13 protein-coding genes and 4 pseudogenes are annotated in these 12,253 nt (G+C 67.2%); 10 read left to right on the top strand and 7 right to left on the bottom strand.

The genetic code is table 11. The features are described 5' to 3' along the window. Nucleotides 1-420: 420 nt before the first annotated feature. Nucleotides 421-624 (bottom strand): hypothetical protein, encoded by a 204-nt coding sequence (locus AC0NH5_RS30655; RefSeq protein WP_474410341.1) that lies wholly within the window; start codon nucleotides 622-624, stop codon nucleotides 421-423. On the opposite strand from AC0NH5_RS30655, the gene AC0NH5_RS30650 reads away from it, so the two are divergent. The 3 genes from AC0NH5_RS30650 to AC0NH5_RS30640 all read left to right on the top strand — a co-directional run bounded on the left by AC0NH5_RS30650 (nucleotide 572) and on the right by AC0NH5_RS30640 (nucleotide 2,871). Beyond that, nucleotides 572-1,111 carry a TraM recognition domain-containing protein gene (locus AC0NH5_RS30650; RefSeq protein ID WP_474410333.1) on the top strand — a complete coding sequence of 180 codons (540 nt, stop codon included), beginning with the start codon at nucleotides 572-574 and terminating at the stop codon, nucleotides 1,109-1,111. The genes AC0NH5_RS30655 and AC0NH5_RS30650 overlap by 53 nt on opposite strands. A 211-nt stretch (nucleotides 1,112-1,322) precedes the next feature. After that, a complete protein-coding gene (locus tag AC0NH5_RS30645; protein WP_474410291.1) occupies nucleotides 1,323-2,600 on the top strand; it encodes a chymotrypsin family serine protease in 1,278 nt (425 codons plus the stop codon). 55 nt (nucleotides 2,601-2,655) lie between these two features. Next, the gene (locus AC0NH5_RS30640; protein WP_474410289.1) at nucleotides 2,656-2,871 is read left to right on the top strand and encodes a hypothetical protein; all 216 of its coding nucleotides are present in this window, start codon (nucleotides 2,656-2,658) and stop codon (nucleotides 2,869-2,871) included. A 198-nt stretch (nucleotides 2,872-3,069) separates the two neighbouring features. Here AC0NH5_RS30640 and AC0NH5_RS30635 read toward each other — a convergent pair. Continuing rightward, nucleotides 3,070-3,347: pseudogene (locus tag AC0NH5_RS30635) on the bottom strand (IS110 family transposase); the annotation flags it as partial. A 332-nt stretch (nucleotides 3,348-3,679) separates the two neighbouring features. Here AC0NH5_RS30635 and AC0NH5_RS30630 point away from each other — a divergent pair. Together AC0NH5_RS30630 and AC0NH5_RS30625 are read left to right on the top strand one after the other, a co-directional pair. After that, nucleotides 3,680-4,087, top strand: coding sequence for an NADAR family protein (locus AC0NH5_RS30630; RefSeq protein ID WP_474410287.1), 408 nt, complete (start codon nucleotides 3,680-3,682; stop codon nucleotides 4,085-4,087). A gap of 203 nt (nucleotides 4,088-4,290) precedes the next feature. Then, complete coding sequence (locus AC0NH5_RS30625) at nucleotides 4,291-4,719, top strand: DUF6086 family protein (protein WP_474410286.1); 429 nt, start codon at nucleotides 4,291-4,293, stop codon at nucleotides 4,717-4,719. Nucleotides 4,720-4,772: 53 nt separating this feature from the next. Here AC0NH5_RS30625 and AC0NH5_RS30620 read toward each other — a convergent pair whose 3' ends face one another. Beyond that, nucleotides 4,773-5,240, bottom strand: coding sequence for a nuclear transport factor 2 family protein (locus AC0NH5_RS30620; RefSeq protein ID WP_474410284.1), 468 nt, complete (start codon nucleotides 5,238-5,240; stop codon nucleotides 4,773-4,775). A 226-nt stretch (nucleotides 5,241-5,466) separates the two neighbouring features. Continuing rightward, on the bottom strand, nucleotides 5,467-5,877 hold the full coding sequence (locus AC0NH5_RS30615; protein WP_474410282.1) for a YybH family protein: 411 nt from the start codon (nucleotides 5,875-5,877) through the stop codon (nucleotides 5,467-5,469). A 174-nt stretch (nucleotides 5,878-6,051) separates the two neighbouring features. On the opposite strand from AC0NH5_RS30615, the pseudogene AC0NH5_RS30610 reads away from it, so the two are divergent. Further along, nucleotides 6,052-6,871: pseudogene (locus AC0NH5_RS30610) on the top strand (transposase family protein). 7 nt (nucleotides 6,872-6,878) lie between these two features. Here the strand turns inward: AC0NH5_RS30610 and AC0NH5_RS30605 are convergent. The 3 genes and pseudogenes from AC0NH5_RS30605 to AC0NH5_RS30595 all read right to left on the bottom strand — a co-directional run bounded on the left by AC0NH5_RS30605 (nucleotide 6,879) and on the right by AC0NH5_RS30595 (nucleotide 8,650). Continuing rightward, nucleotides 6,879-7,430, bottom strand: a complete 552-nt coding sequence (locus tag AC0NH5_RS30605; protein ID WP_474410281.1) for a hypothetical protein — start codon at nucleotides 7,428-7,430, stop codon at nucleotides 6,879-6,881. A gap of 165 nt (nucleotides 7,431-7,595) precedes the next feature. Beyond that, nucleotides 7,596-7,837: pseudogene (locus AC0NH5_RS30600) on the bottom strand (transposase family protein); the annotation flags it as partial. 480 nt (nucleotides 7,838-8,317) lie between these two features. Further along, nucleotides 8,318-8,650 (bottom strand): hypothetical protein, encoded by a 333-nt coding sequence (locus tag AC0NH5_RS30595; RefSeq protein WP_474410339.1) that lies wholly within the window; start codon nucleotides 8,648-8,650, stop codon nucleotides 8,318-8,320. On the opposite strand from AC0NH5_RS30595, the pseudogene AC0NH5_RS30590 reads away from it, so the two are divergent. The 4 genes and pseudogenes from AC0NH5_RS30590 to AC0NH5_RS30575 all read left to right on the top strand — a co-directional run. After that, nucleotides 8,537-8,956, top strand: a pseudogene (locus tag AC0NH5_RS30590) (replication-relaxation family protein); the annotation flags it as partial. The gene AC0NH5_RS30595 and the pseudogene AC0NH5_RS30590 overlap by 114 nt on opposite strands. 107 nt (nucleotides 8,957-9,063) lie before the next feature. Then, nucleotides 9,064-9,381: a hypothetical protein gene (locus AC0NH5_RS30585; protein ID WP_474410338.1), complete on the top strand. Its 318-nt coding sequence runs from the start codon at nucleotides 9,064-9,066 to the stop codon at nucleotides 9,379-9,381. Nucleotides 9,382-10,123: 742 nt separating this feature from the next. Then, entirely contained in the window at nucleotides 10,124-11,005 is an 882-nt protein-coding gene (locus AC0NH5_RS30580; RefSeq protein WP_474410280.1) for a DNA-processing protein DprA, read from the top strand. A 71-nt stretch (nucleotides 11,006-11,076) separates the two neighbouring features. Further along, nucleotides 11,077-12,096 carry a M23 family metallopeptidase gene (locus tag AC0NH5_RS30575; RefSeq protein ID WP_474410279.1) on the top strand — a complete coding sequence of 340 codons (1,020 nt, stop codon included), beginning with the start codon at nucleotides 11,077-11,079 and terminating at the stop codon, nucleotides 12,094-12,096. The last annotated feature ends 157 nt before the right edge of the window (nucleotides 12,097-12,253 follow it).

Here is a 12,253-nt window from a genome sequence, read left to right as displayed (position 1 = left end):
GGGCGTTGGCGATCAGTTCGCACAGGGCGCGCACGGCTGTCCCTATCTTCATGATGATCAAGCTCCGAGGCACGTCAGGCACATGCGTGCGGAGCGAACTGATTCATCGTTATACAAGGGGTGTTCGGTATTTCAGGCATGTTCGTTACGTCGTTCCGTCCCGAGCGGGCAGCGCTCACGGACCGGATGGGGTGGGTGGTCGTGGTCGTGTGAGCCGACGACTACGTCTTGCACCATGAGGGCTCGCTGTTCATCGCCGGGCTACGGGAGGCCGGCCGGGCTTACAACACCGAGCGCACGTATGCGGGTCGTACGGCGCTTTTCCTCTCGTACTGCGCTCTCGAGCGGCTGGAGTGGGCACGGGTCACGGTGTGGCAGCTTGCCCGATTCCTGCATTGGCTGGTGGAGACGCCGCTGCCGTCACGCGTGCGCGGCGGTGGCGGGCCGGACCGCTTCCGCGACGCGAACACTGCGAGCGCGATCGTCGGGACGGTCTGCGAGTTCCTGCGATTCGGCGTCCGGATGGGCTGGGTCGAGCCCGAGTTGCTCGGGCAGCTCACCGAGCCGCGATATTTGCGATTCCTGCCGGCGGGCTTCGACCTGGCAGGCCGCCATCGCCCGCACCAACCAACCCGAACACCAGCGCCGCGACGCCACCCTCTACATCGACGAATGCCAAAACTTCCTCAACCTGCCCGGCTCCGTCGAGGACATGCTCGCCGAAGCCCGCAGCTTCCGGCTCGGCCTCGTCCTCGCCCACCAGAACCTGGCCCAACTACCCCGCGAAACCGCCGACGCGATCTCCGCGAACGCCCGCACCAAAATCATGTTCAACGTCGACCCCAACGACGCCCGCGAACTCGCCAAACCCACCAAACCCGAACTCGACGACCACGACCTGGCCCATCTCAACGTGTTCACCGCCGCCGGCCGCCTGCGGGTCGCCAACCGCGAAATGCCGACGTTCACGTTCACCACCAACCCGCCCGCCGAGCCCGCCGGCAACGCCGCCGCCATCCGTGAACGCGTCGCGCACGCTCACGAGCGCGGCCGCGGCGACACCCCCATGCAACAGGTCGCCCGCCGCGCCCTTCGCCGCCGCAACCCGTAGCAGGAGCGGGCTACCGGCCCGAGTGTCTTTCGGCTCTGCCCGGGGTGCCGTCGTGCTGTCGCCCGGCCATGAGTCGGCCAGGCGCGCGTTCCTAACCCACGCAACGTCGTCGTTGTCGTCCGTTAACCCATGGTTCGTTGACCTGCCGAGCCCGCAGCAGGCACCCTCAGTGAGGACTGACATCGATCATCATCATTGAGAGGAGAACTTGATGATCAGTCACACGGGGAGGCAGCGCTTGCTGGCCTTGGGATGCTGCCAACTGGTCACCGTAGCGCTCGTCATCGCAGGCACCGGATCGGCGCGTGCGGAATCCCAGCAGGACGACACGAAACCGGACCTGCTCAAGGCCGCCACCCACCTCACGAGTGCGCAACGTACGCTCATGGCGGCGCAGGAGCGCCTGGACGCGGCCGCCAACAAAGTCACGTCGGCGGTCGAGGCGCTGGGGACCGACTCCGGCTTCGCCGGCGTGCGTATCACACCACGAGACAACACGCTGACCGTCTACTGGCGGGGTGCGATACCGGCTTCGGTGGACCAGGTCCTTACCGGGCTTCGCAGCACCGTGCGCGTTCAGGTCACGGCAGCCGCGTACAGCCGCGAGCAGTTGCGCCAGGCACGGACGCGACTGTGGCGTGCAGCGGAATCGTCCAAGACCAGCATCACGTCCATCGCAGTGCCGGTCGACGGAAGCGCTCTACGGGTAGGGATGGCGGAGAACGAACAGTCCGCGGCCGCGAGGGCGGTCCTGTCCGCAACCGACGTGCCGGTGCGCATCGTGGAGCGTGGAGCCGTCAAACCCTTCATCGGCCGGCTGGACGACACCGCGCCGTTCTGGGGAGGCGCCATAATCCTGAACCAGGAGGACTACTACTGTTCGACCGGTTTCGGCATTCGGCAGGCCGACGGGCGCAACTTCACCCTGACCGCCAACCATTGCCGTCTCGGCGGCGCCACGCGATTCTGGACTCCGACGGGCACCGAGGTGGGCCTCACCTACGAGGCCATGCCGGGGCAGGACACCACTACCATTCACACCCAGCCCGAGGGTGGTTCGGGAGGGGCGGTCTACACCAAAGGCTCACCATCCGGCTACAGCGGCGCTGCCGTCAGCGGGTGGGCGGTCAACAACGTGGGCGCCTTCGTATGCACCAGCGGCGGGTTCTCCGGTGAGCTCTGCGATATCGAAATCACCGACACCGACGTCGAGGTCATGTCGCCACTGGGGCTGCTGACGTACATGGCGGAAGGCGAACAGGTTCAACTGCGTAGTGCCGCAGGCAACGGTGACAGTGGTGGTCCCGTATTCTCCTACAACGCCAACGGCAAGGTGACCGCCCGCGGCATCGTCTCCGGCGGCGACGGCGACACCGGCACGCCGTGCACCGGGATAGACCCGCAAAACCGCTTCTGCAGCTGGCGAATCTGGTTCGGCCAGATGCAACACGCCCTCAACAGCTACCGCGCTACCGTCATAACAGGTTGACCCATCAGGGGACCGCGCAACACCCCGGCCAACGCCTCGACCGAAGGGATGCGCCGTGGACGAGAAGCTGAACGCTGTGACTCGTGCCGGCTCCGAGCAGGAAGAGAAAGACGAAGACCTGGCCCGGCGGATAGCGGCACAGCATCCCTTCGCGGATGCGAGCATCACTCGGGCAGCAACGGAAAACAGCGCCCAGCGCCGCATGGTCTTCTTCGATCACTCTGCTGACGGTCAGGAACAAGCGGACCAGGCACCCGAGTCCGATGGCTGAGTCCCGTCGCGGCTGACGGCAGTCCCGGTTTCGAGTTCAGTCGCTGCACCGGGCGCCACCGGTCAAGGCTCAGAGCCTCCGCGTCACCAGGCGCGGAGGCTCTGAACCTTGCTACGCCCACGGCGCCGACTGTTCCAGTCGGCACGGAACGCGAGAACAAACGCTGAACCGCCCTTCTCACCAATGCACTCATCTCACGGCCGACGGGTTGATCGCGAACACCTGATAGCCGGCCACCAACAACGCCTGCACCCACGGGCCATGGTCCGTCTCGATACCACCCGTACCCGGGCCGCGGCCTGGACCGGATCAAGATCAGCCCACTCAGCGGGCATGTGTTCAGCGATCAACGCATGCAGCCGGGCGATGCCGTCGAGCGCTTCCGGCAACCGCTTACGAGCCAGCCGCTTGCCGTGCTCGTCGACCAGCTCGACATCGTGATGATCTTCGGCCCAGTCATCTCCTAGGAACAACACTCCGCGCCCTCCTCCCAGATGGACACATCCGTCGGGTCGGCAGCGCGGAAGAGACCCCAGCGATCTAATGGTCAAGTGCTCACCACGCCACGGCGGGGCACGTCATCCCATCAGTTGTCCAGTCTCCTCACGACCAGCAGGCGCACAGTCTGCCGCGAGACCTTTCCAGGCCCGATCCGAAGAGTGCTGACCTACCGGCCGCTACCGAGCCATCCTGCATCAGCAGGCTGACAGAACCCATTAGATCCGGATGGTCGGCAGCGAACTCGCTTGCCGCTCTGTCGATGCCTGTGACACGGTGCGGATCCCTGACCCCCGCTCCGAGGCCCAGAATGACCATCTACTTCTACGGTGCCGACGAGGTCCCGTACGGCCGCTTCTCCAACTTCTCCGGCCACGGCTTCGACCTCGACGGCCACTGGTGGGTGACCTGCGAGCACTATTTCCAGGCTCAGAGATTCCCCGGTACCCGCCACGCCGACCTCATTCGGCAGACGGCGACCCCGTTGCGGGCCGCCGAGCTGGGCCGCGACCGGTCCCGGCCGCTGCGCCGCGACTGGGATCGGGTCAAAGACGACGTGCTGCGCCGGGCCGTGACGGCCAAGTTCACCGCCCACGCCGACATCCGCGCCATCCTGTTGGACACCGGCGACGAGGAGATCGTCGAGGACACCAGCACCGACCACTACTGGGGACGCGGCCGCAGTGGCACCGGCAAGAACATGCTCGGACGATCTTGATGCGCACCCGCACCCAGCTACGCCCCGACCTCACCCAGAATGCCAGCACCCGGGGCCTCAGACAGCGGCGACAGCACTGAGCGCAACCACCGCGAACGCGCTGTCGGCGGCAAGAGAGGGCGTTCGTCGAGGTCCAAAGGTGGCGTGCCGGTACAGTTGGAATTCAATGGTCGCGCCATTCGCGCGACTGCGATCATGACGCGGTGAGTCAGTACTTCGATGATGCGATGACGGGCGAGACGCTGTGGAACCCGACTACGAGGGTGGCTCAGCTCTTCTTCCGGATGACCGAGGCGTTGGTGCCGGTTGCTGACCGGCCGTGCGGAATCGTCGATTTACACAACGACGAGTACGCGGTTGACCCGCCAGCGTTCGCCTCATTCGTCGACGCACTGGTGGCGCAGCATCTCGCGTCGAATCACACAATCTTCAAGGCGATGCTCGCTGGTTACCTGCCGCAGGCGGTGGTGATGGTTGAACGCAGCGGTCGGCAGCTGGCGGCGTTGACCGCTCCGATCGAACGATCCGCCAAGGCGGTCTCGCTCAACGTCGACGCCTTCGACCCGGCGCCTGATCAGCGCGACCTGATCCGGATGGCAGCCGCAGCCGAGCGCTCGATGCCGACGCACTAAGCCTGTCGGTGCGCTCTCGGCGGCAGATCAGTGCGCAGGATGCGAAATGCGCATCAGGGCCGGTTGGTACCTTCATCGGTGGTGCTTTCCAGCGAGCGAAGTGCGGTCAGCAGGCTGTCGAGTTGACCCCAGGCCCGCGCGCTGGCGATGTGGTCGATGTAGTCTCGCGACTCGATGATGAGCCCGTCACGGATACGCATCACAAAGACACACGGCACGGTAAATGCCTCGCCCGTCTCGTCGACCCGCCCCTGGTAAGCGAACTCAGCGACGATCACCTCCGGGTCGGCGGTTTCATGGATCGTGATGTCGACCGGCTTGCGGTTCAGCGTCCGGGCGACGGGACGCGGCGCGGTGAAGTGCTCGTGGAGCTCACCGCGGCTGCGCAACGGCGGCGGGTCGAGCGGGTGGAACGGATGCGTGACATGGGTCTGTTCGGCGTACAAGCCGGCCAGGTCCTCGTACGGACCGTCACAAACGCCGTTCACCAGTCGGAGGAAAGTCTCGCGAGGACTGCTCATACCGGGCTTCCTTCGAGTCGGTAAATGTCGTCCGGGCATGCCGAGAAAACCACATCGGAGAAGCCCGAAAACCATTGACGGCCACCCTACCGAGCCCGCCCCACTTCGACTGCCCCGCAGCGCTCACATCGGCACGACAGGACGGCCACGCCGCCGCCAGCTACCGAAGGTGACGGCAGGTTGGCCCGAGCGCGGACAGCGGCATGACAGCGAATCGGGATCTTCGTCAGTGCGCGACTGGAGTGTTCTGCCCCAGAACTATCCGCCACCCCGCCTCGGTCCGCCGCAACACAGCAAGGAATACGGCCTCCATGGGATCGTCCTGTCGATCCGGAGCCCTGCTGTCCGGACGCCGGGAGCGTTGACGTGAGTGTACGGCGGCAATGTTAGAGGCGAGATGGGTAACCCTCTCTACGGTATAACTGACATCGATGCCTGCCAGCGGGCCTCCCTCGGCAAAAACGGTCTGTTGGGCCCGCAGCAGAGCGCCCTTGTCCAGCACCATGTTCCCCGCGAAGTTCACGAACACTGGATCCGTAGCGAACAAGTCGTTCATCGCGTACGCGTCGTTCGAGTTGAACGCAGCCTCGTACTGCTGGATGACTTCGATCAACTCCTGGTATGCCTCAACGTGCACGAGGCCCCCTTCTCTTCGGTGATTGCCGGAAGTCTGCAATCTCCACCGGACTTCAAGTCAAGAACGGCGCGGCGATCAATGAGCCTTTTCCACCCTGACGGTGCTGGTCACGGCAGGGTGGGCGGCCGGTGTCGACCTAGGACGAGGCTCCCGGTAAGACAACAATCGACCACGATCAGATGCCCCAACCGGGAGCCTCGCTGTGCTGTCTTACCCCGCCCTTACCCCGCCAAGATTCCGCTGTCCAATCCGAGTCTGACCCACCTCGCCGACCGTATTCAGGCCCACCGCCGCGAACGCGGCTCCCGATGGCGACGCCTCAACCCCCGGTGAGCAGGCATTACTCGCTCTGGTCCACCTGAAACGGCGACACCTACACCCGCCTCGCAGCCGGGTTCGGCGTCGGCGTGGCCACAGCCAGGCGCTACATCCGGGAAGCCGTCGACCTACTCTCGGCCGACGCAGATGACCTGGCCCCACCAGGAACCGCATCCGCCGGCTGGCCTTCGCCATCCTCGACGGCACCCTGATCGCGATCGACCGGGTCGCCGACCAGCGCCCTTACTATTCCGGCAAGTACAAGCGGCACGGCGTCAACGTGCAGGTCATCGCCCGCGCGGCCGGCGGGCTGATCTGGGCCTCGGCAGCGTTGCCGGGCCGGACCCACGACCTGAGCGCCGCCCGCCAACTCGGCATCATCGACGCGCTGAACAGCGCAGACGTAACGACGTTTGTGGATAAGGGGTATCAAGGCGCCGGAGGCACTATCCGTGTCCCGTTCAAACGCCACCGGTCCCGGCCGAAACTCCAGCCCTGGCAGAAGCTCTATAACCGGCAACACGCCCGGATCCGGGCCGCGGAGAACGGGCCGTCGCCACCCTGAAGACCTGGAAGCTACTGACCAAAATGCGCTGCTGTCCTCGCCGGTCCACCGCAATCACGCAGGCCATCCTCGTTCTGCACCACGTCGAGACCAACCCGCTACGCAGGATGAAGAAGCCTCATTTCTTGTACAGCTCGTATTGCCCGCCGCCGGTGTTGATGATCGTCAGCTTTTTCTTTCCGGCATAGGTCGAGGAGCTGTATTGCCAGATGTATGAGCTGACCTGGCCGTGGAAGTTGATGAGTTGGTTGTCGGCCTCGAAGATGCCCGCGTCGTTGTTGGCGCGTCCGCCGAGGCTGAGACGGAACGTGGCGTCGGCTCCGAGTACCAGGTCCACGTCGTGGACGAAGTTGTCCCCCGCGTACTGGTTGCCGCGGCCGGACCACTGGCCGACCAGTACCTTCGGCACGGAGCCGGCGTCCGGTGCCGGCGTGGAAGTGTTCGGACTTGGGTCTGGCTCGGTAGTCGGCTCCGCTGTGTCCTCTGCTGGCGGAGTGGTCGTGGGCTTGGTCAAGGTGGGCGAGGTGGAGAAAGGCGGGGTGCTGGTAGGCGAAGTGGAGGTGGTCGGCGGCGAGGAGGTGGGCGGCTGCCGATGCAGGACGTTGAAGTAATCACGGCCCAGGGCGAGGGTGGCGACACCCAGTCCGGCCACCGTAACGACCAGGGCCACGATGGCGATCCATGCCGCCGCGACTTGCGGGTCCCTCGCCACCCAGGCTCGTAGACGCCTCACCGGAACTCCTCATGATTCCCGCTTCGTGACATAAACACAGCGGTGTGCCTGCCGAGCGACAAGGATGCCATCCGCGGCACGGGCTGACCACAGTGAGCCATTTCAACCTGTGTAGCGGTTGACTTCGGCGTGGTGCAGGGCGAGGACGGCCTGCACGATGGCGGTCGCCCGGTGCGGGCAGCAGCGCAGCTTGGCCAGGGTGTTCCAGATCTTGAGCGTGGCGATGGCTCGTTCGCCCCGGGCGCGGATCTTCGCGTGCGCCCGGTTGACCGCCTTCTGGCGGCGTGACAGCTTCGGCCGGAAGCGACGCCGTTGGAAGGCATGCGCACGCTGCCACCCCCACCCATGCGGTTACTCGGAGCAGTCAATAGGCCCGTCGCGTCTGACTCGCGCAGACGCGCCGACGTCGATGGTTGCTGTGTACTTGGCGTCATACGCGGCTGCAGTCCAAGGCGTACGCCGACCCTGGCCACGGACACCGCGACGCCCGCCAACTGGTCGCACCGCTGCGCACTAATGGCGGAACCCCATGCCGATCGCGCCTGCTGCCGCACATCCTGTGCCTATCCCGGCGGATCGCGCCGCCGGTGAACCACGGCGCCCCGCTGGTCTGCGCTCCACACCACCGGCCCCGCACCACCATCGGGTGCCTACCCACCTCGCCAGCGTGACCACCGCCGCCGGCCGGCGCACCTGAGCGGGTCCTGCCTCCCGGCCTACTGCCGTCTCCCACCTCGACAGGGGACTCGTCCAGGCACTCGTTCAGCCACTCGTTGTCCCCGCCTGCGCAACGAGCCCCCAGACCAGTTCCGCGCCGCCTCTGATCACCGCGCTGAGCTGCCCTTCTTCGCCCGAAAGCCTGCCGGCGTCAGCAGCGACTTCCCTGCCGGGATCTGTCCTCCATGAAAGGGGAACCGCCTATGCCCCGATCCACGTCCGCGTTGCACCTGCTCACCGTCTACGCGCACCTCACCGCCCGCGACCGCGACATCCTCGCGTTGCTCGACGAACACCGGATCGCCACCACCGGCCAGCTTCACCGCCTGTTCTTCACCGCCGTGCGCACCTGCCAAATCCGGCTGCGCGAGCTGCACCACCTCGGCCTGCTCGACCGGTTCCGGTATCCGCGGCCCGGAGGTGGCTACGACGACTGGCACTGGGTGCTCGGTTTGCACGGCGCCCGGTACATGGCCGGCACCCACGGCCGACCGTTTCCCACCGAACGCGGGCACCGTGATCAGGTGCTGCGGTGGAGTGGCTACCCGCAGCTGGCGCACCTGCGGACCACCAACGAGTTCGGTGTCCGGCTGGCCTGCACCGCCCGTACGGACCCGGCGGTGCGGCTCGACCGGTGGTGGTCGGAACGCACCGCCAACGCCCGGTTCCTGCGTGTCCGGCCTGATGCCCACGGGCTGTGGACGGCGGCGGGAACCGCGGTCGGCTGGTTCCTCGAATGCGACATGGGCACCGAAACACTGACCCGGGTCGTCGCCAAGCTGGACGCCTACGAGGAGCTCGCCAGCCCGGCCTGCGGGCGCTGCTCACTGTCCCGTTCGACCGGAGCCACGGCATGGTCATCCTCACCGAAGCCACCCCGACCGTTGCGCACGTCGTCGCCGACCAGGTCGCCGCCCACGCCTACCAACTTCCCCAAGCCGGAGTGCTGCTCGGCGACCTGCAACCCACCGCCGACGGCTGGCAGGCCACCGCCTACAGCAGCCACCACGACCCCTTCACCCGGCCCGCCGCCGTCGACCGGCTACCCGTCGCCGACAGCGAAGCCGCCGCCAGCCGATCCCTGCTGCGCTGGTGGGCGCTGCGCCACCACAACCACGCCCTCACCCCGGACGAGCTCACCGCCGACCAGCAGGCCGACCTCATCGCCTGAGCAGCTCGGCCACTCACCCACCGACCCGCCCGCAGCCCACACCGGGCCGGGCAGCACGAGAAGGAAGGACACCGCACCACCATGAAACAGCTCAGCCCGTCAGCACGACTCGCCCACGAGGCCCTCACCGCAGGGCCGGCGACCGCCGACGAACTCAGTGCCCGCATCGGCCGCAGCCGGGCCACCACCGACAAGGCCATCACCGCCCTCGCCGACGCCCACCTCATCACCGCCGTCGGCGACGAGTCTACCGATGACGGCACGCCGGTCCGCTGGCAGCAGACCGCCACCGACCCGCAGCCCACCCCCGACGACACCAACCCGGTCGTGCTCGACGAACCGGACGCCGCTGCCAACGGCGCCTCCGACGAGGACAACCCCACGCCGGAACCCGAGGAACCGGCGGCGGACACCGACGACGGTGACACCCCGGAGACAGCCGCCGACACCGGTGACACCCCGGAGACAGCCGCCGAAACCGGTGAGGGTGAGGCGCCGCCGAAACGATGCCGCGGCTGCCAGAACACCCTGCCTGCGGTGTGTGACACCTGCTGGCAGAAAACCCCGTCCTACTGCGGCACCTGCCGGCGCACCATGCCGCAAGCAGGACGCGGCGAACCCGTCATCCTCTCCAACGGGCTGCCCAAACTGCGGCGCGGCGAACTCGAAGCCCTCGTCGCCTACGTGCTGAAAACCCAGCCGCTGCCCACGTTCGCCGGCATCACCGGGTGGACCGGCGGCCGTGTCGCCGTCCCCCCGCGCCGCCCTCACCTTCCTCACCCTGCCCGGCGACAGCCACACCCACAACCTGATCACCGGCTGCGGGGCCGTCGACGCCTACCAGCAGATCAGCGCAGCACACCACCGCGAACCCGGGGACTGGCGCACCACCCTGCACGCCCGGCTCGCCGCCGACGCCCTAGGCAACGGCCGCACCCGGCTGATCATCCCCGGCGACCCGGACTGGCCCGACACCCTCGACGTGCTCGCCCACCCGAACAGCGCCGCCGCCCTCGGCCCCGGCCACGCCCCGCCACCCGCCCTGTGGGTCCGCGGCCACGCCGACCTGGGACAGGCGCTCCAGCAGGCCATCACCATCACCGGTGCCCGCGCCGCCACCAGCTACGGCGTCCACGTCGCCACCGACATCGCCGCCGGCTGCACCGAGCACGGCCACACCATCGTCGCCGGCGGCGGCTACGGCACCGAAGCAGCCGCCCACCGCGCCGCCCTCGCCGCCGGCGGCACCACCACCGCCGTCCTCGCCGGCGGCCACGACCGGCTTTACTCAGCCGGCAACAACGCCCTGTTCCACCTCATCGCCGACCGCGGGCCGCTGATCAGCGAACTGCCGCCCCACATGGAAGCCACCCGGCGTCGCTACGGCACGCGCATCCGGCTACTCGCCGCCCTCACCCACGGCACCGTTCTCGTCGAAGCCGGCCTACGCGGAACAGCCACCGCCATCCTCGACACCGCCGTCAGCATCGGCAGACCCGCCATGGCCGTACCGGGACCCGTCACCTCCGCAGCGTCCGCCGGCTGCCACCTCATGCTGCGCAACCCGCACGTCCACCTCGTCACCGGCGCCCACGACGTCCTGTCCACCATCACCGCGCCATAGCCACAACCCTGGTGGCCGCCCTTCGGCGGCCACCAGGGCCCTTTTCGTGTTTACGGCGACAGGAGACCGCCATGCGAAAAATCATCATCCGGGTACTCGCCTGCTTCGGCGTGTTCATGGCGGTACCCCTGATCGGCGCAGGACCTGCGCTCCGTAACGCGGCGTGCGCGCCGACCGTCCCGGCCAGCAGTACCGCGGACGTTGCCGTCGGCACGTGGACGGCCGAGCAGACTTCCCATGCCACCACCATCGTCACCGTCGGGCACGCCCGATCCGTGCCCGCTCGCGGATGGGTCATTGCTGTGGCCACCGCAATCCAAGAATCTGGGCTACGCAACCTTCCCGGCGGTGATCGCGACTCCATCGGCCTATTCCAGCAGCGACCCAGCCAAGGGTGGGGTACCCCCGACCAATTGCGCGACCCCGGGTATCAGGCCACCAAGTTCTACATCAAACCCACCACCATCAACGGCTGGCAGCACATGTCCGTCACCGACGCTGCGCAAGCCGTCCAAGTTTCCGCCTACCCCGACGCCTACGCGAAATGGGAAGACGACGCGACCAAACTCGTCACCCACATCACCGACACACACGATCTGCCCGCCACCGGTTTGGCCGCCTGCCACGGTGAACCGTCAGCGCACGGCTGGGCCCGACCCGTCGACGCGCCCATCGTTTCCACCTTCCGCAGCCCACGCAGACCCGACCACGACGGCGTCGACCTCGGCGCCGCCCGGCACACCACCATCGTCGCCGCAGCCGCCGGCACCGTCACCCGTGTGCGCTGCAACGCCATCGACACGGACACCGGCGCCGACTGGGGCTGCCACCGCGACGGCGACCCCGACCGCGTCAGCGGCTGCGGCTGGTACGTCGACATCACCCACCCCGACGGCGTCACCACCCGTTACTGCCACATGAGCCGCCAACCCCTCGTCACCGTTGGGGAACCTGTGCTTGCGGGGCGGCCGTTCGGGGAGGTCGGCTCCACCGGACGCTCCAGCGGACCCCACCTTCACTTTGAAGTTCACCTCAACGGCGCCGCCATCGACCCCGTGCCGTGGATGACGGTACGTGGTGCGCCGCTATAGAAGGGGTGCCGGCACGGTCACACCTGATGATCTCACAGCAGATCTCACCCAAACTTTCTTGCGATGGCCAGCAGTGAGGACGGCCGATTGGGGCACTTCGAGTTTGATCTGCAGACATCAGTTTCATTAGGCGGCGACTCCCCCACTACGAGTTCGC

The organism is Actinoplanes sp. 13 (assembly GCF_056134165.1).
Note: the sequence above shows the minus strand (reverse complement) of the source record. Positions and strands in the feature narration are given on the sequence as shown.